Here is an 18,368-nt window from a genome sequence, read left to right as displayed (position 1 = left end):
CGGGGAGGATGGCCGGAATGCCCGGGAGCTTCGATTTCGACCCTTACGACGTCCCATCGTCCGCCCCCGCGGCGACGGTCCGCGTCTATCGCTACAACCCTCAGGCGGCGGCCGGCGCGCAGCACGCCGTCGTCCCCAACGTGGTTTGCGAGCGGATCCGCCACGCCGAGGGCCCCCAGCCGCCGACGGCCTGGTTCCGCTACGTCCTCGACGATTCCGACCCGATCGTCAAGGCCCCCTCGGACTTCGCCGGCCTCTGGCCGCTGGCCTCCGCCGGGTCGTACGTCGTCCGCGACGACGACCGCCTCGTCGTGCTGGCGACCACCCCCGACGGAGCTTCACGCGTCCTGTTCGACGGCTTCGCCACATCGCCGGAGGTCGACCTTTCGGCCCACTCGCAGCGGGTCGGCTTCCTCGCCCAGGGCGTGGCCGTCCGTTGCTGGGACCAGCCCATCGGCGGCCGACTCCAGCGCAACGCCGACGACCCCTTAGCCGGGGCCGTCGTCGCCGTCGACCTGCCCACTCGGTTCAACCCCGACGGCAAGCCCAACTGCACGCCCGACGGCTACGACCTGGAGCAATCGCAGGCCGCCGAGCGATATCCCGTCTTCATCGACGCGGATATCGACCGCGACCCCGACCCGCGATCGTACTGGACGCTCGGCAAGTTCGTCCGCTACGTACTGAGCGTGCACAACGATCAGAGCTACGTCTTCAACCCGGACTTCGACCGCCTGGACGCCTTGCTCCAGTCGCGAGGACCCGCGCCGGGAGGCGCGCCGCTGGGGTCCTCGGGAACGGCCGCCGACGTGGTCGTCCGCGACTACGACGCGACGAACGCCCCCTGGCCGGAAGCGCTGGCCTCTCAACTCGATCTGGCCGGCTTCGGCCTGCGGTTCGTCACGGGCGACGCCGGCGACGGTTCGCCTCGAACGGAGGTGGTCGTCTACCGCAAGGACGCCGACGCCGCCGGGCCGGCCCGCGACCTGCTGCTCTCCAAGAGTGGCTCCATCCTCAACCCCGCGCGTTGCAACCTCGCCGGCTTGAACCTCAAGCGCGATTCGCGGTCGATCGTCAATGCGGTGACGGTTGAGACGGCCCAGCGACGCGTCGAGGCGTCGTTCGTGCTGGCCCCCGGCTTTCACCCTGCGGCGGGCGACGAGTCGGCGTCGCAGCGGGTCCGATTCCTCCGGGCCAACCTCGGCTCGGCGACGGGTGAAGATCGCCGCAAGTATCGATTCTACGTCGCTGATGAAGCAGGGGATGGTCACTGGGACGGCTCGGCCTCGACCTGGTCGACCGGCGCGCTGGACCTTTCCGAGATCTTCCCGGAAGACGACGACGGCAACCCCACCTACGTCAAGCGGCTGCGGCCGGGTTCGACCTCGCTCATCACCCGCGACGACGAGGGCCGGCCGCTCCGGGCGCAACTGGCGCTCTCGCGAGACTACACAGGACCCGCGCCGGGGGTCTGGGACGGCAGCGGCCACTGGCAGCCGATCGCCGGCGGCTGGCAACTGCTGGAGGACCGCCTGGGGATCGTCGTCGTGGCCGAGGACCCGGAGTCATGGGCGATCGGCGATTACACCGGGAGCAACCCGCAAGAGCCCAGCCGGACGCTTCGCGGCGTCACCAGCCAGGCGAATCCCTCAGCGCCGAACACCCGGTTCACGCTGCGGTTGACGACGGTCGTCGAGGACGACCTGATGCTCTCCGCCCAGACCGACTCCCGGCCGGCCTCGCCCACGAGCTTTGAGCGCCGACGCCGCGTCGACGCCCGCGATCACTTCACGATGGAGACCGTGGCGGCGGGATCGCTGTACAACTCGGGCTCGGAACCAATCGCCGTCCGCGACGACACCGACCGGGCCGTCGCCTGGGCCCGGCAGCTACGGGCCTCGCACGAGACCCCGCCGACAGTCGGAGCCGCGACGATCCCCGGCCTGGTGACCGCCTATTGCGTCGGCGACCGCATCGTCCGGATCAATGGCCGCAACGTCGGCCTGCAAACAAACGTCGGCGACGCCCAGGGCGAGTCCCTCGCGTACCCCGTCGTCACCGCCGTTTCCTGGGAGTTCTCCGGCGATGGTCAGGCGACCGTGATTGAGATATCTGACGCGGACGTCGAGCGGGGCGGGTGATCACCGCCGTCTCGAGCCCCCAGTAAGCCGTCGCCTTCGTCCCTTCTCCCCTGGTGGGAGAAGGGGGGTCTTGTCCTGGATTCCCTGAGTGTTATTAGGAACTCATAACACATCATGTCCGAATCTCGAATCCTCCGCGATCGCCAGGAAGAGGCCGAGGCCGCGTTCCGACGGCTCGCGGCATCGGGCGACGACGGCTCAACGGCGATGCTCGTGCAGACGAAGGCCGTCGCGACGTACCCCACGTCGGCCTCGGCGTTCTTCGCCTGCTCGCCGCTGCGAGTCGACGGGCCCGAAGTCGAGGGCTCCTCGGCGAGCTTCTCGGCGGACGCCTCGCGGACCGTCTTCGCGTTCAATCTCGGCGCCAAGACGCCGCCCGTGGGAACAAAGCTGCTCGTCCACTCCTGCGGCGGGCGCTGGACCTTCCGGTACGACGGCTGACCTGTTTCCACGGTGGATGATGCCGAACGACCGCTTCCGCCCCCTCCGTCTCCGCTGGGACGATCTTCGCGGCCCCGGCGCGACGACCGGACGCCTTCGCACGCCGGCCCTCGACGCCCAAACGACGGCCGCGACCCCGCGGTTCGTCGGTCGGGTGGTCAACGGCGGCGCCCTTCCCACGGCGACCGACCGCGTCTTTCTCGTCAACCCGATCCAGTTGTCCGGGGCCGAGGCCGAAGGCGCCTCCGCGACGGTCGCCGTCGACGCGACGCGTACGATCCCCGTCGTGGTTATCGGCTCGACGGCCCCCAACGCGGGCGACTTCCTGGTCGCATTCGCCGTCGCCGGCCGCTGGGTCGCCATGACGGCGGGCGGAACGCCCACCATCGCCTGCGGATCGTGCACCATCCCACGGCAAGACCTGACGCTCACGCTCTCCGACGGCGCGACAGGGACGTACTCCGCGACGATGACCTTCAACGGCGTCGACTCGTGGACCACCGGCTGCATCGGCGAGGTCGAGTACAAACTTCAATGCGGATCCGGTGCGCCGGTCTTTTCCGCAACGTACCACGTCGGCGGCGTCTGCCCCGGCGGCACGGGGGTCGCCTGCACCTCGCCGGGGACCGGCCTGACGTTGACCAGCCAGTCGTGCTCGCCGTTCATTCGCGTCTACTCCTCGGCGGGCTGCCCGGCGTTGTCGGCGCAGGGGATCGCCACCATGACGATCACGCAGTAGGCCTCGCGATTGGGATTGCCGACGCCCCGCGCGCCCTGTAGCCTGGCTTCCCATGACCGGCCGCACCGACTCGACGCCCCGCACCAACCCGCCGACGCTCAGCGCCGTCGCGCCGCTGTTCGACGAGCAGGAGAGCGTCGCCGAGCTGCACCGCCGCCTGACGGACGCCCTCGCCTCGACGGGGCTCAGCTACGAGATCATCTTCGTCGACGACGGCGCCCGCGACCGAACACCAGAACAGATCGACGAACTCGCCGCCCGCGACTCGCACGTCATCGCCGTCCACCTCAGCCGCAACTTCGGCCACCAGCCGGCCGTCTCCGCCGGCCTCGACCGGGCCCGCGGCGACGCCGTGATCGTCCTGGACGGAGATCTGCAAGACCCTCCAGAGTTGATCCCCGACCTTGTTGTGAAGTGGCGAGAAGGCTTTGACGTGGTCTACGCCGTTCGCCGCCGCCGCGACGAGCCGTGGCATCGCAGGCTGGGCTATTTCGCCTTCTACCGCCTGATGGCCGCCCTCAGCGACCTGGAGATCCCCCTGGACAGCGGCGACTTCTGCCTGATGGACCGCCGCGTCGTCGACGTGCTAACACATCTTCCGGAACGCATGCGTTTCATCCGGGGCCTGCGGTCGTTCGTCGGGTTCCGTCAAACGGGCCTGGAATACGACCGACCCTCGCGGGTCGCGGGTTCGTCCAAGTACTCATTCCGCCGGCTGGTCGCCCTGGCCGTCGACGGCCTTGTCAGCTTCAGCGGCCGGCCGCTCCGGCTGGCGACCTACCTGGGCCTCTCGGCCGTGGCCGTCGCCCTCGGTCTGCTGGCCTGGATCCTCTACGACGCCTTCATCCACCTGGGCTCCCCCGAGCGCTCCGCCCCCAAGGGCTGGGCCAGCACCGCTGTGATCGTCCTCTTCATGGGCTCGGCCCAACTCCTCTGCCTGGGGATCATCGGCGAATACATCCGCCTGATCTTCCTGGAAACCAAGGGCCGACCGACCTACATCGTCCGCGAGGACGACCGCAAGACCCCTCCCCAATCGGACGCCGACAGCCGCGTCGATTGAACGAGAGCGACGATCGCCTGGATCGCGCCCGGCCGAGGAGAATGGGGACTGGCTCCCGGCACCTGGAATCTGGCCTCTCGAACCGACCTGGCGCCGGGTGCCCGTCCCCATTCTCCGGGCGTCCCAGGGCCGCTCCGGAGGAAACGGGGACAGGCACCTCCGCTGCGCTGCGGAGCCAGTCCCCGATTCCTCCTCCGCTCCTCGCGCAACCCAATCGGCTGGCGCTTTAGCTTGATCTGAACACATGATCGAATTCCGCGACCCCGCCGGCCGCTGCGCCGGCTGCCCCCGCGCGCCGGGCCTCCGGTGCGCCGGGGCCCTCACGCCGCGGCTCTGCCGGCTCGTCGACCCGACGAGCCCGGACTATGAGCCTTCCTACCTGGCGGCTCTTGAACCTCCCCCCCTCGCCGAGCCCGCCGCGCCGCGACGCCCCGTGGCCGAGTCGCTGCGGCTGCTCCGTGCAATGCGTTCCTGCCCCCACCGATCGGAACGGTCCGACTGCGGCTGCGACGGCGCGGCCTCGTGCTCGCGCGGTCTCGGCCGCGACGGTCTGGTCCGCATCGCCGACTGCTTCGACTGCCTGGCCCAATCCCCCTGCTGATCGCCCTCGCGGCGAGGAGCCCGACATGTCTCACCATCACCACGACGAGCCCGAACCCGAAGAACTCGACGAGCTGGAAGTCTCGCTCGAGGTCGAGCGCCTTGCCATCGTCGAGGCGATCGAGGCGCGGAACCGCCTCTGGCTTCGGGCCATCCTGCCGCTCCTGCAGCAGCCCCCCATCGAACCCGACCCCAACCCCCGCGTCCAGTTCGCCTTCGATCGCATGCGAATCGCCGCATGCGAACGTGCGGCCCGAATCCTCGCGTCCGACGTCGAAACGCCGGCGTGACGAACCGCGACGGGACGCCGCCTCGCCGCCCGTCGCGCCCCTCCCCGGACGAGGCTGCCTGATCGGCCGACTTCGCCCTCGCGGACGATTTTTCGGAAACCGGAAATTCTTCCCGGATTCCTGAAATCCCGCAACCGGCCGTGCTGACTATCCCCCATGAGCAAACGAGGAAGCCGAGCAGGACGGACGGCGGGAGGGCCGCCGACCGACGACCGGCGCGGCTTCCCCGGCCCGTCCCGCGACGACGATCGTCTCGGGAGGGAATGAAGGAGCTGACCATGAAGCGATTCTCCGAATTCTCAATTGCGGGCGGACTCGACGGCCTGGAGTCGCGGCTCAGCCTGAGCACGCTCTCCCTGTTCGCCTCGGTCTCAACGGCCAGCATCGACGACGACGCCACCGACGACCCGGACGTTCCGGATCCCGATCCGACCGATCCGAGCTACCCCACGCCGCCGCCCGAGGAAGACCCGGGCCCGTTCCCCGGCAGCCCCCCGCCGCCGGTCTTCCCGGAACCTCCGATCGGCGGCCCCATCGGCCCTGCCTGATCCTCGCCTTGCAATCCCTGGGCGTCTCGCTTCACGGCGGGACGCCCTCGCGGTGTTTCCCGGGCCTCCTGACCGTTTCTCAAGCCGACCCTCGACCGCGAGACGAATCCATGGCCATCCATACCTTGTCGCGACGCTGGCGGACCGGCCCGCTCGCCGTGGTCCAGGCCGAGAGCCTGAGCCGGGCCGTCGAGCTGACGGCGGGCGCCGGCGTCCCGCTGGCCTACGCCGACCTCCCCGGCATCCAGGCGCCGCGAGCCTCGCTCACGGGAGTCGACCTCCGCGGCGCCGACCTGACCGGAGCTGACCTCCGCGAGGCGGATCTCAAGGCCGCCGACCTCCGCGGCGCCGACCTCCGCAACGCTGACCTTCGCGGGGCCGACCTCCGCAACGCCCGCTTCCCGAAGGCCGACCTCCGGGGCGTCCGACTGACCGGAGCCCGCCTCGACGGCGCCGTCCTCGACTGGCGTTCCGCCGCCTTCGCCGTCGAACTGCTTCGCCGCGACCCCGGCTGCCGAGGGGAGGCCCTGACGCTCGCCTTCGAGCTGGCCCTGGAAGCCGACGACCGCCCCTACGCGTGGCTCCGCGCGATCGTCGCCCGCCGCGGCCTCGTCGACTGGGCCGCCTCGGTCCTGGGTCGCGCCATCGTTCCCGGCGACGACGCTCCGGAGATCCTCCGCAAGCTTGCCGCTGACGTCGAACCCGAGACGACCTCGCCCCCCTCCGTCCAGCCCACAGGCTCGCTCTACTGGACCCGCCGCCGCTGATCGCCCTGCATGTTTCTTCGCGACTCCTCAACCATCAGAAACAGGAACTCCACCATGTCGGCCGCTCGTCGCCCCCGCCGCCCCGCCGTCCCCTCGTCGGCCCGAGACCTCGCCATGCTCCAGATCGCCCCAATCGACGCCGCGCCGCTGCCTCGGGTCCACGTCGGCCCCCGGCAGACGGCCGGTACGCTGCGGGTGTTCGACCGCTCGATGGGCGGCGAGGTGCTCGTCTACACGCCGACGTTCAAGACCCAGTTCGACTCCGGCCACCGCTCCGGGCGCTGGTACGTCCGACCGGCGAACGTCGTCGGCGGGGCCCCCTGCAGCGTCGCCTTCGCCACGGCCCGCGAGGCGATCGACGCCGTTTCGGCCGACGCCTGGCGGCTCCGCGTCTTCGCCCCGGACGCGCTTCGGGCCCCACTCGCTTCGGGCCGCCGCCCCAAGCTCCGCGTCTACTGGAAGCCCACCGAGCTTCGCGCCTGATTTCCACCGCACCTCGCCGGATTCCGACTTTCATCACAGGACGCCGTCATCATGAATCGCGAGTACGCCCACCGCACCCAAGCCCGCGCCGTTCGTCCCCGGAAACAGCGCCGGCCCGACGCACGAGGCCCGCTCCATCAGGAAGCCTCATTGTTGACGGCGGCGGAAGAAGTCGAACTGGCCGCCCGGATCAAACAGGGCGACTCCACGGCCCGCGACCGCCTGATCATGGCGAACCTTCGCCTCGTGATGAGCATCGCCAACGGGTACCGCGGCGCTGATTGCCCGGGCCTCGAACACGACGACCTCGTCCAGGAAGGGAACCTCGGCCTGATGCGGGCCGCCCAGGACTTCGACCCGGAAACCCATGACGCCCGGTTCGCGACCTACGCCTCTTACTGGATCCACCATCACATTCAGCGCGCGCTCGCAGAGCAGGGGTCGGTCGTCAAGTTCCCCTATTACCTCGTCCTCCTCCGCCGCCGCCACGAGAAGGCCCGCGAACGGATCCTGGAAAGGCGCATCGCCGACCGCGCGGCGAGCGGCTCCATCGAGCCGACCCTGGAAGAGGTCGCCGAAGAGATGGGCGTGGAGATGAAGCGGCTGAAGTACCTGCACAATGCGCAGATCGAGCTTCGTTCTTGCTCCCCGGCCACGCCCGAGGACGACGCCTCCCAGGACGAGTCGCTGGCCATCGATATGCCCCCCGAACGCCCCCTGGAAGTGGCCGAGACGATGCAACGGCTGCACGCCGCCATCCGAAAGCTGAGCCTCCTGGAATCCTGGGTCGTCCGTCGCCGCTACCGCCTGGACGAGACGATCGAAGAGTTCCTCGCCGAAGCCGAGGGGCGCCGGCGGAGCGACAGCGGCAATGGACCCCCCGGTCGGAGGACGAACGCCCTCGATCCTGCCGGTCGGCGGACCTTCTGCGAACTCGCCCGCGAGATCGGCCGCCCTCGCTGCCAGGTCCGCGCGGCCGAAGCCTCAGCACTGGCCAAGCTCCTCCAGATGATCGACCCCGAGGGAATCGAGACCGCCCTGGACCGCGTCGAACCCACCGCCCGTGGTTCGATCATCAAGAAGCGCCGCACCGCCTGAGCCTGCCCAGCCCTGCACTTACGGGACACGATCATGACGATGCTGCAATATCGGGAACTCGCGAGCCGACAGACGGGCAAGGTCGTGATTCCGCAGGTGCTTCCCGCGGTCGCCCGGCGTTTTCTGGACTGCCTGACGGCCCCGCCCCTCGGCTGCGTGGAACTTCGCGTCATGCGGGCGTCCTGGGACCGGTTCGGCAACCTGCATCGAGCCGACCAGATCAGCCGCACTCACCTGGGCTCCACCTTCGCCGGCTGGTACGACGACCTCGCCCGCCTGACGCGCGACGCGTCGCGGCTGACCTCCGTATCGGGCTACGTCACGATCAACCCCGTCCGCCGCGATTTGCTCGCGAGGTGCGACAACCACCTCGACCGGGCCCGCCACACCACCAAGGACGAGGACGTGCTGGCCCTGCGCTGGATGTACCTGGACATCGATCCGCTTCGGCCGGCCGACGTGAGCAGCACCGATGAGGAACTGGCCGCCGCCGTCCGCCGCCGCGACGACATCCTCGCCGCCGAGCCCGAGCTGGCGGCCTCCGCTTTGTGGGGCAAGTCTGGCAACGGGACCTGGATCCTCGTCCGCCTGCCCGACTATCCCAACGACGCCGAGCATCGGCGGATCATCGCCGAGGCCGTCCGCTCGATCGCCCGAACGTACGACGACGACCAGGTGATCGTGGATTCCGCCACCATCAATCCGGCCCGCCTGATCGGGCTGCCGGGAACGATCAAGACGAAGGGTTCGTCGCGGCCGGAGCGCCCCTGGCGACGCGTGACCTTCGACGGCGCTGGACCGAATGCGGTGGGATGACTCTCGTCATTCCCGTATTCTCCGACCAGCGGCCGAATATCCCGTCAACGCAATATCCGCGATCGCCGTATGACGACCCCAGCCGATACACCGCTGAACGGCCCTCACCCTCGATCGGTCGACCTGGCCAGTTGGCTTTCTCGCAAAGGCCAGCCCCTTCGGCCTGCGCCCCTCTCCGCACCTCGGCCGTCGCCGCCGAACACGGACCGGACTCGTCGAGCGGCCGCCTACCTGAAGACGCTTCCGCCGGCCGTCTCCGGCCAGAAGGGACATTGCCGAACCTTCCGAGCCGCCTGCATCCTGATCAAGGGCTTCGACCTCTCCAGCGCTGAGGCCCGGTCCATCCTGGAGGACTGGAACCGCGCCTGCGATCCTCCCTGGTCGGACCGTGAGTTGGAGCACAAGCTCAAGGAAGCCGACAAGGCCCCCGACGACCGCCCCCGCGGCTGGCTGCTCACCGAAGGTTCAACTTCGACGCAAAGTTCCAGCATCGGTCGGAAGGACCGCTCTCATCCCACCGTTGCAAACAGAGACGTCAATATTGGTTCGGAATACCCCCCATCGCCGCCGACTTGCACAAACGGGATAGCCGAAGAAGAGGGAGGCTCGCGGACCAACCCACATCGCCTGGCGCGGCTGTTCCTATCGCGACGGTTCACACATTCGGGAGGAATCGGTCTGCGATACTGGGGAGACTCGTTCCACCGCTGGGACGGGTCGTGTTATCGGTACTTTCCCACCGGCGAGTTGCGGGCCGTGCTCGCCCAGGAACTGGCCGAGGAGTTTCGCCGAATCGAAACCGCCGACCGCGAGCACGCCGAGGAGGAGGCTCGCTCCGGACGGTCGAATCGGACGGCCCGCCCCCCCGTCGCCTCGCCGGTGACGACCCGGATGGTGAGCGACGTTATCCAGGCCCTGGCCGGCCTGACGCTGGTTCCACTCGCCGAAACACCGTCGCGGCCCTCCTGGATCGACGCAGGCGTCGACCAGTCCGCAGGGGAGGATTCGGAAGAGGGCCCGAGCGCGCGTTGGTGGTGCGATCTCTCGGCGTGGCCGGCGGGCGAGTTGATCGCGGCCCGGAACGCGCTGGTGCATCCGCCGTCGTTCGTCACCGGGGCCGCGTGCATGGCCAGGCCGTCGCCGAGGTACTTCAACGCCTTCGCCCTCGACTACGACTTCGATCCCGAAGCCCCCGCGCCGCGAGCCTGGATTGCATTTCTGCAACAGGTCTGGCCGAACGACCCGGATTCGATCGCGGCCTTGCAGGAGTGGTTTGGCTACTTGCTAACGTCGGAGACGCGGTTTCAGAAGATCCTGATGATGATCGGACCGAAGCGGTCGGGCCGCGGCACGATCGCGCGGGTGCTGAAGGCGCTGGCGGGATCGGAGAACGTCGTCAGCCCAACGCTCTCAACGCTGGGGCGACCGTTCGGGTTGTCGGTGCTCATCGACAAGCCGGTGGCCGTGTTCCCGGACGCGCGGCTCTCCAACCGGCCGGACAACGCGGCGATCGTGGAATCGCTCCTCTCGATCAGCGGCGAGGACGACCAGGCGATCGACCGCAAGCACCAGTCGGCCTGGACGGGGAAACTGCCGACGAGGTTCGTGCTGATCTCCAACGAACTTCCGCGACTCCGCGATTCCAGCCGAGCCCTCTCAAGCCGCCTGATCATGCTGCGCTTCACACGCTCTTTTTATGGTGCCGAGGATCTCGGCCTGTACCCACGCTTGAAGGCTGAGTTGCCGGGAATTTTGCTCTGGGCCTTTGAAGGCTGGCGGCGGCTTCAGCTGCGGGGCCGTTTCTTGCAGCCGGAATCGGGCCGGCCGCTGCTGGAATCGATGGACGAGTTGGCGAGCCCCGTGGCCGTCTTCCTGGCCGACTGCTGCGTCGTCGAACCCGGCGCGACGGTCTCGGCGGGCGAACTCTACGAGGAGTGGCGGACCTGGTGCCGGCGACACGGCCGGGAAGCGGTCGGCGACGAGCAGGCGCTGGGCCGCGACCTCCTCGCCGTGATCCCCGGCCTCACCAAGGACCGGCGTCGCGTCGGCGGGACTCGGTCCGTTTACTATTACGGGGTTCGGCTGGGCACTGCTGCCTCTGGCACCGGCAATCCGACTCCCGCCTGATTAGGGGCAGCCTACATCCCCCTGGCCGGCTCTTAAGGAATTGGGTATATTCACCCAAGCCTGGCAGCGACCGTGGAGGAGCACGACGGCGATTTCCGTCCGCCTTCGTTTACTTGACAGGAGAGAAGGGGAGCGCGAATCCGAGCGCCGGCCCTTCAATCTTGGATGTTCTGTTCAGATAGGCGGAAGGCGCGGCGGGATTTCGGCACGCTGCTTGCCATAGACGTCAGACTGAATGAATTATCAAGAACCGAGCGAGGGCAATCGATCCCTCTCGTTCATCAGATCTTCTCCTCGATTTCCGCTTTTTACGCCGGTGGGCAACCAGGGACGAGTCAAGAATGATAAGGCAGGCCAGGAGGGCGCCTCAAACAAAGCCAAGGGGACGGCGAAGAGAACTGGGTGTTCGCCCAGCGACCGCTGCGACCAGCCCCAAACCCGAGGAACCATGAAGGTTACAGCACGAATCCAGCATCAGGAGGCCCCGAAAACGATGAAGGTCCGCAAGGCCCCGTTCTCGGCCGCGTTGATCGCCACGATTCTGGCCACGGGAGCCGCTCAGGGCGGCCCAATCTCGAATTCCCCCTCCCTCTCGGCTTCCCTCCCGGCCGACCTGGAGCGTATCCTGGCGTCGTCGCCTGTAAGGGTCGACCTCGCCGCCGCGAACATCGCTCCCGGTTCGATTCCGACGCCCGTAACGGGCGAATCCGACCGCGCCCCCGAGCCGGCCGCCATGGGTCTTTTGGGACTCGGCATCAGTGGAGTCGTCGCCCTGCGAAGGCTCCGCAAGCTGTTCTTCTGAACGGCTTTATGTTCGCAATCGAGGTCAGGCCCGGGCGTTGCGTCCGGGCCTTCCGCATTTCGAAGGCCGTCGATCCGGAGCAATCCGGACCAGGGCTGAGGAACGGACCGATGGACGAGCGACGGCTTTACGAGGAGGTGACGTCCAGAATCCGCGAGGCCGCCTTGCTTGGCTCGTGCGCAGCCGTTCTGGGCTGGGACGAACAGACTTACATGCCCACCGGCGGCGTCGGTCTTCGGGGAGAGCAGGCGGCTCTTCTGGCTGGCATCCAGCACGATCGGGCGACCGCCCCCCGCATCGGCGAAGTCCTGGACTCCCTTCAGGATGCGCCGATCGCCCAGGGCGACTCCGCCGAAGCTGCCAACCTTCGCCAGATCCGCCGCGATTACGAACGTCGAAAGGCCCTCCCCAAATCGCTCGTCGAGGAGTTGGCTCGAACCACCTCAACCGCCCAGCATGAATGGGTGATCGCCCGCCGTGATGTTGACTTCGAGCGGTTTCGACCATGGCTCGATCGCATTTTGGAGCTCAAACGTCAGGAATCGGCGTGCAGGCGAGTATGCCTTGTGGGCAGGCATGCTTGTTCAACAAACGAGCAACCCTCCGACGCTGCAGCAACAATTTACGACCCTCTGCTCGACGATTATGAGCCTGGTGCGAGGACGGCCGAGCTTCGTGTTGTTTTTGGCGAAATTCGCGAAGGCCTGACACCGCTCGTCGCCGCCATCGCGGAGGCGCGAAAGCGCGGGGTCGGAAGCGACGGGGCGTTGCTGCGGCGATCGTTCCCGGTCGAGCGCCAGCGGATGCTCGCCGAATCGGCGGCCGCCGCCGTGGGGTTCGATTTTGAACGCGGCCGGCTCGATGTGACGGCCCACCCATTCTGCACGGGGATCGGTCCCGGGGACGTCCGGATCACGACGAAGTACGACGAGAGGAAGTTCGACGACGCCTTCTTCAGCGTGCTCCACGAGGTCGGCCATGGCCTTTATGAGCAGGGCCTCCCCGACGCCGCCTGGGGCTCGCCGCTCGGCGAGGCGGTATCGTTAGGCGTGCATGAATCGCAGTCGCGGCTCTGGGAGAACTTTGTCGGCCGCGGTCGTCCTTTCTGGACGTACTGGTTCCCGATCGCCCGTCGCACCTTCCACGACTCGCTCCAGGGCGCCTCGCTCGACGGATTCCTCGCCGCGGTCAATCGGGTGGAGCCCTCGCTCATCCGGATCCAGGCCGACGAGGTGACGTACAACCTCCACATCATCATTCGCTTTGAACTTGAGCTGGCCCTGATCAGCGGCGAGTTGAACACCGCCGACCTCCCCGCAGCGTGGGCCGACAAGTACGCCGAGACGCTGGGCGTGAGGCCGTCGAACGTCGCCGAGGGCTGCCTGCAGGACGTCCACTGGTCGGCCGGTTTGTTCGGGTATTTCCCGACCTACTCGCTGGGGAACGTCTACGCCGCGCAGTTGTTCGCGAAGGCGACCGCCGACCTGCCGGGCCTGGAAGACGAACTCGCGAAGGGCGACGCCTCCGCGCTGCTGGCCTGGCTCCGCGACAAAATCCACCGCCACGGCCGCCGTTATGAGCCGACCGAACTGATCGAGCGCGCCGTCGGCGGCCCGATCGACGCCAAGCCGTTGCTGACCCACCTGCAGAGGCGGTACGGCGGACTCTACGGCGTCTGAAAGGACGGGATTCCCCGAGGAAGTCGTGGACCCGCACGGGCGAGGCCGCGATGATGGTCCGGTCGCAATCGAAGACGATGGACCACCTCGGGGGATTGAATCACATGCTGCGCTCAACACGGCTTTTCGTGCTGGCGGCGATCACGTGTTCCTATCTGCTTGTACTTCCGGCGAGCGCTCAGCAGGCGACGCCCGAGGCGCTGGCGGGGCTGGACGCTTACGTCGAAGCCGGGATGAAAGAGTGGCAACTCCCCGGCCTGGCGATCGCCGTGGTGAAGGACGGCAAGGTGGTCTACTCGCGAGGTTTCGGCGTCCGCGAGACCGGCAAGAGCGAGCCGGTCACCGAGCGGACGCTCTTCGCGATGGCGTCGAATTCCAAGGCGTTCACAGCCACGGCGCTCGGGATGCTGGTCGACGAGAAGCGGCTGCGGTGGGACGACAAGGTCTGCGACAAGCTGCCAGAATTCCAGCTCGCCGACGCCGCCGCGACGCGGGCCCTCACCGTCCGCGACCTGCTGTGCCACCGGGTTGGGCTGGGGACGTGGCAGGGGGACCTGATCTGGTACGGCTCGGACCGGTCGATCCCCGAGGTGCTGGAACGCGTCAAGTTTCTCAAACCCGATTATGAATTCCGCGACCGCTACGCGTATTGCAACTTAACGTTCCTCGCAGCCGGCGAATTGCTCAAGCGGGTCTCGGGCGATTCGTGGAATACGTTCGTGGAGCGCCGGCTCTTCGGGCCGATCGGAATGAATCGCAGCAGTACGTCGATCCGGGCGCTCGAGGGCCAGGAGGACGTCGCTCGGCCCCATACGCTGGTCGACGGCAAGGTCGCGGCGATCCCGTACCGCAACCTGGACAACTGCGGACCCGCCGGCGGGATCAACTCCTGCGTTCGCGACTGGGCGCGATGGATGATGATGCAGCTCGACGATGGCGAGATCGAAGGGTCCCGGGTCGTGCCGGCCTCCGTGATCCGCGAGACCCATGCTCCCCAGAACCTCGTCCGACCGACGTCCCCGGTGCAGCGGGAACTGTTCCCCTCGTCGCACTTCTTCGCGTACGGGCTGGGGTGGTTCATGCAGGATTACCTGGGCCGCATGGTCCTCTCGCACGGCGGCGGGATGGACGGCATGCTCTCGCTGACGGTCCTCGTGCCCGAGGAGAAGCTGGGGGTCGTGGTCCTGTCCAACTACGACGAGCAGCAGTTCTACCGCGCCCTGCCGTTCCGGGTGGTCGACGCCTTCCTGAAGGCGGAGCCTCGCCGGGACTGGAGCGCGGAGCTGATGAAGCGTCACCGCGACAACGAGGCGAAGGAGAAAGAGGCTGAGGCCAAGAAGACGGCCGAGACCTCCACGACGCCCCGGCCGCCGCTGGAACTTTCGCGATACTGCGGAACATACCGCAGCCCGGCCCTGGGCGTTGCGACCGTCGCCCTGAAAGACGGCAAGCTGCACATTGAGGTCGAGCGGAACACCGCGCTGCGCGGCGAACTGAAGCCGAAGGACGGCGACCTCTTCGAGGCCCACTGGTCGGACGTCTTCTTCAAGACCAGCCCCGTCCCGTTCCGCCTCGACGCCGCCGGATCGCCCGTCGAACTGCGGTTCGCCGTCCGACCAGATTTCGTCGACCCGGAGATTTATGTGTTCACTCGGGCGCGATAACCCCAACCGAGCGCCGTCGGCCTCATCGATCGAAGCCGACGGCGGTCATCCCCCTCCAGAAGAAGGGATCATTGGAGGGCTGATCGCCTGAGGGCGTCGGCCAGCCGGGGGGCTGCTGCAACGGCCAGCAGAACCACAATCGCATAAACGCCGGCCGCGATGGCATAGGGCGTGGAGAGCGAAACCCGTTCCAGCAGAACGTTGGCCGTCAGGTAGCTGGCGATCCGGGCGACGGTCTGGATCGAGGTCAGGGCTCCGAAAACCGCCCCTTGCTCGCTCGCCGGGGTGATCCGCGAGAGCAGGCCGGTGATCGAAGGTGCGAGCAAGCCTGAACCGACGGCCATCAGGACGATCGCCGCGGCCAGCGGCAAGACGCTCGCGCCGGAGATTGAAGCAGCCAGGGCGAACCCCAGGGCCCCCAGCACGCCGCCGGCCAGGATCAGGCGGATTTCGCCGAACTTCGTGACCAATGTCCGGATCAGGCCCCCCTGAACGAGCGCCGAGACAAAGCCGGCCGCCGCAAACGCATAGGCCGCTGATCGCGTGGTCCAGTTCATCCGACGCTGCAGGAAGACGGCGAACGTCCCCTCCAGCGTCGCCCAGGCCAGGATCGACAGGAACGCCAAAACCGCCAGCGGGGCGACCCCTTCCAGCCGGACGACGTCCGCCAGCCCTCGCCAGGAGAGCACCCGAGCCTGCTGCCGGGGCGCGGAGCCGGAGGGGAGGCTCTCGGGGAGTTTGGCGATCACCAGCCCCAGGGCGAGGAACGAGAAAACCGCTGCCGCCAGGAACGGCACGCGATGCGACCACTCAGGCCCGACCGGCAACTCTAGCAGGAGCCCGCCGATCAACGGCCCCAGCACGAACCCCAGGCCGAAGGCCATGCCGATCATCCCCATCCCGCGGGCGCGGTCCTCGGGGCGTGTCACGTCGGCGACGTACGCCTGCGCGACCATGATGTTGCCGCCGGAAAGGCCGTCGAGCATCCGACCGATCAGGAGCGTCGGGAAGTCTCGAGCCAGGCCGAGGATCACGAACGAGATCGCCGTCCCGAGCTGGCTGAAGACGAGCACAGGCCGTCGGCCGTGACGGTCGCTGAGTCGCCCCAGAATCGGCCCTGCGATGAGCTGGCAGATGGGGAAAGCGGCGAACAACAGGCCCGTCCGCCAGCCCCCCAGGCCGAAGCGCTCGCCCAACGGCCCCAGCAGCGGCATCACCAGCGAGAAGCCCAGCAGGTCGATCAGGACGATCAAAACCACCAGACCCAGCGGCGAGCGGGACGAAGACGGGGCGGAGGAGGGTGTCTGCGAGGGGTTCGCTTCCACGGTCGTTGCTTCGCTCATATCGACATCGGTTCCGGGTCGTGCGGAGATGGGGCGGGGGCCTCAGCGGGGCGGGAGGCGCGGGCCTGGATTTCGGCGCGGAGGCGGCGGAGGGCGACGAAGCCGGCGTACTCGACGAAGAAGGCGACGGCGTTGAACCCAGCCGCGAAGCTCGCCGCCGCCAGGCTCCAGGGAGAGTCCGTCGCGATCCTCAGAAACGCCGCGACGATCGCGACGACCGCCCCGCCGAGGATGAACCGCGAGGCCCGTCCCCGGACGCGTTCCACCTGGGCGGGGAGCCAGTCGGGGAGGCCGTGGTTTTGGGCGGCCCTGCAGGCTTGCCTCACGGCGGCCAGGAAACGGCCGTAGACGATCGCATGGATCGCGACCACCACCCCTGCCACCACCGCCAGCATCACATACGACCGAGCCATCCGACCTCATTTCGCCCCGCGTGGAATCGTCTGCGTCCAGAGTAAGTCAAGCCGGCCCCAGGGTGCAACCTACGCCGGAATCGACGTGGCTCCGGCGCCCGGTTTGCCTGGGGCTTCTCTCATGAGCACGAACCTCCTGGAAGAGCCGGCCCAGGCCGCGAAGGCGGCGGGGCTGCTGTACGTCAGCGACGAGAAGCCGGGGATCGCTCGCAAGCGATCCGGCAAGGCGTTCCGATATTTCGACGCCGAGGGGAAGCCCGTCCGTGACGATGAGACGCTGGCGCGGATCAAGTCGCTGGCGATCCCCCCCGCGTGGGTCGACGTCTGGATCTGCTCGTCCGATCGGGGACACATTCAGGCCACGGGCCGCGACGAGAAAGGGAGGAAGCAGTACCGTTACCACCCGCGCTGGCGAGAGGTCCGCGACGACGCCAAGTACGGCCGGATGACGGCCTTCGGGCTGGCCTTGCCACAGATCCGCAAGGCGACGGACGCCGACTTGAAGCTCGACGGCATGCCCCGGCGCAAGGTGCTGGCGGCCGTCGTGCAACTCCTGGAGCGGTCATTGATCCGTGTGGGCAACGAGGAATACGCCAGGACCAACAAGTCGTTCGGCCTGACCACCATGCGGAACCGCCACGTCGAAGTCGAAGGTGCGACGATCGAGTTCCAGTTCAAGGGAAAGAGCGGGGTTAAGCATCGGATTTCGATCCGCGACCGTCGCCTCGCCCGGGTCGTCGCCCGCTGCCAGGACCTGCCGGGGCAGGAGCTGTTCACCTACCTCGACGACGACGGCGAACCGCAACACGTCGGCTCGGCCGACGTGAACGACTACCTCCGCGAAGTCTCCGGCGCCGACTTCACCGCCAAGGACTTCCGCACCTGGGCGGGGACCGTGCTGGCCTCGCTGGCCCTCCAGGAGTTCGAGGCTTTCGACAGCGACGCCCAGGCCAAGCGGAACGTCGTCCAGGCCGTGGAACGCGTGGCCGAGAGGCTCGGCAACACGCCCAGCGTCTGCCGCAAGTGCTACGTCCACCCAGCGGTGCTCGATGCCTACCTGGAAGGCTCCATGCTCGACGCCCTCCGCACCCGGACTGATCGCGAGATGAAGAAGTCGATCGGCGACCTCAAGCCCGAGGAAGCCGCCGTCTTGGCCCTCCTCCAGAATCGCCTCGCTCGCGAAGACGCCGGCCGCAAGCGGGCGTGACGGCCGCCGGGCGCAGGTTTCTCCTCTCCGGCTCCGATCGTATCCCGACCCCTTCCGCAGTCCGAAGACGCCAGCCCCTGGCCATGCCGTGCAACATCGATGATACTACATCGTCGATTTTGCACCGGCGAGTGCCACAGTCGACGG

General features: G+C 68.0%; 18 protein-coding genes. 16 read left to right on the top strand and 2 right to left on the bottom strand.

Annotated elements, in window-relative coordinates; all coding sequences use genetic code 11:
- Window positions 1-17 precede the first annotated feature (17 nt).
- The 15 genes from G5C50_RS09805 to G5C50_RS09735 all read left to right on the top strand — a co-directional run bounded on the left by G5C50_RS09805 (window position 18) and on the right by G5C50_RS09735 (window position 15,258).
- Window positions 18-2,141, top strand: coding sequence for a hypothetical protein (locus G5C50_RS09805; protein ID WP_165068385.1), 2,124 nt, complete (start codon window positions 18-20; stop codon window positions 2,139-2,141).
- Between the two features lie 114 nt (window positions 2,142-2,255).
- Window positions 2,256-2,582, top strand: coding sequence for a hypothetical protein (locus G5C50_RS09800; protein WP_165068382.1), 327 nt, complete (start codon window positions 2,256-2,258; stop codon window positions 2,580-2,582).
- A gap of 19 nt (window positions 2,583-2,601) precedes the next feature.
- The gene (locus G5C50_RS09795) at window positions 2,602-3,321 is read left to right on the top strand and encodes a hypothetical protein (protein WP_165068380.1); all 720 of its coding nucleotides are present in this window, start codon (window positions 2,602-2,604) and stop codon (window positions 3,319-3,321) included.
- Window positions 3,322-3,373: 52 nt separating this feature from the next.
- The gene (locus tag G5C50_RS09790) at window positions 3,374-4,384 is read left to right on the top strand and encodes a glycosyltransferase family 2 protein (protein ID WP_165068378.1); all 1,011 of its coding nucleotides are present in this window, start codon (window positions 3,374-3,376) and stop codon (window positions 4,382-4,384) included.
- A gap of 244 nt (window positions 4,385-4,628) precedes the next feature.
- Complete coding sequence (locus G5C50_RS09785; protein WP_165068376.1) at window positions 4,629-4,985, top strand: hypothetical protein; 357 nt, start codon at window positions 4,629-4,631, stop codon at window positions 4,983-4,985.
- Between the two features lie 25 nt (window positions 4,986-5,010).
- On the top strand, window positions 5,011-5,274 hold the full coding sequence (locus G5C50_RS09780; protein ID WP_165068374.1) for a hypothetical protein: 264 nt from the start codon (window positions 5,011-5,013) through the stop codon (window positions 5,272-5,274).
- A gap of 278 nt (window positions 5,275-5,552) precedes the next feature.
- Entirely contained in the window at window positions 5,553-5,822 is a 270-nt protein-coding gene (locus tag G5C50_RS09775) for a hypothetical protein (RefSeq protein WP_165068372.1), read from the top strand.
- A 110-nt stretch (window positions 5,823-5,932) separates the two neighbouring features.
- Entirely contained in the window at window positions 5,933-6,589 is a 657-nt protein-coding gene (locus G5C50_RS09770) for a pentapeptide repeat-containing protein (RefSeq protein WP_165068371.1), read from the top strand.
- Between the two features lie 54 nt (window positions 6,590-6,643).
- Window positions 6,644-7,072: a hypothetical protein gene (locus tag G5C50_RS09765; protein ID WP_165068369.1), complete on the top strand. Its 429-nt coding sequence runs from the start codon at window positions 6,644-6,646 to the stop codon at window positions 7,070-7,072.
- A 51-nt stretch (window positions 7,073-7,123) separates the two neighbouring features.
- On the top strand, window positions 7,124-8,170 hold the full coding sequence (locus G5C50_RS09760) for a sigma-70 family RNA polymerase sigma factor (RefSeq protein ID WP_165068367.1): 1,047 nt from the start codon (window positions 7,124-7,126) through the stop codon (window positions 8,168-8,170).
- A 33-nt stretch (window positions 8,171-8,203) separates the two neighbouring features.
- Window positions 8,204-8,986, top strand: coding sequence for a hypothetical protein (locus G5C50_RS09755; protein WP_165068365.1), 783 nt, complete (start codon window positions 8,204-8,206; stop codon window positions 8,984-8,986).
- A gap of 69 nt (window positions 8,987-9,055) precedes the next feature.
- Window positions 9,056-11,113 carry a phage/plasmid primase, P4 family gene (locus G5C50_RS09750; RefSeq protein ID WP_165068363.1) on the top strand — a complete coding sequence of 686 codons (2,058 nt, stop codon included), beginning with the start codon at window positions 9,056-9,058 and terminating at the stop codon, window positions 11,111-11,113.
- Window positions 11,114-11,606: 493 nt separating this feature from the next.
- Window positions 11,607-11,915, top strand: coding sequence for a PEP-CTERM sorting domain-containing protein (locus G5C50_RS09745; protein ID WP_165068360.1), 309 nt, complete (start codon window positions 11,607-11,609; stop codon window positions 11,913-11,915).
- A 110-nt stretch (window positions 11,916-12,025) separates the two neighbouring features.
- Complete coding sequence (locus tag G5C50_RS09740) at window positions 12,026-13,594, top strand: carboxypeptidase M32 (protein ID WP_165068358.1); 1,569 nt, start codon at window positions 12,026-12,028, stop codon at window positions 13,592-13,594.
- Window positions 13,595-13,698: 104 nt separating this feature from the next.
- Complete coding sequence (locus tag G5C50_RS09735) at window positions 13,699-15,258, top strand: serine hydrolase (protein WP_165068356.1); 1,560 nt, start codon at window positions 13,699-13,701, stop codon at window positions 15,256-15,258.
- A 68-nt stretch (window positions 15,259-15,326) separates the two neighbouring features.
- On the opposite strand, the gene G5C50_RS09730 is transcribed toward G5C50_RS09735, so the two are convergent.
- Window positions 15,327-16,601: an MFS transporter gene (locus G5C50_RS09730; protein ID WP_165068354.1), complete on the bottom strand. Its 1,275-nt coding sequence runs from the start codon at window positions 16,599-16,601 to the stop codon at window positions 15,327-15,329.
- The gene (locus G5C50_RS09725; RefSeq protein ID WP_165068351.1) at window positions 16,598-17,014 is read right to left on the bottom strand and encodes an MFS transporter; all 417 of its coding nucleotides are present in this window, start codon (window positions 17,012-17,014) and stop codon (window positions 16,598-16,600) included. Before G5C50_RS09725 ends, G5C50_RS09730 begins: the two co-directional genes overlap by 4 nt.
- 121 nt (window positions 17,015-17,135) lie before the next feature.
- Here G5C50_RS09725 and G5C50_RS09720 point away from each other — a divergent pair, with 121 nt between their 5' ends.
- Window positions 17,136-18,221 (top strand): DNA topoisomerase IB, encoded by a 1,086-nt coding sequence (locus tag G5C50_RS09720; RefSeq protein ID WP_165068348.1) that lies wholly within the window; start codon window positions 17,136-17,138, stop codon window positions 18,219-18,221.
- Window positions 18,222-18,368: the final 147 nt, after the last annotated feature.

The sequence above is a fragment of the Paludisphaera rhizosphaerae genome, assembly GCF_011065895.1.
Lineage (GTDB): Bacteria > Planctomycetota > Planctomycetia > Isosphaerales > Isosphaeraceae > Paludisphaera > Paludisphaera rhizosphaerae.
The sequence above is the reverse complement of the archived record's forward strand: the minus strand, read 5'-3'. Positions and strand labels throughout refer to the sequence as shown.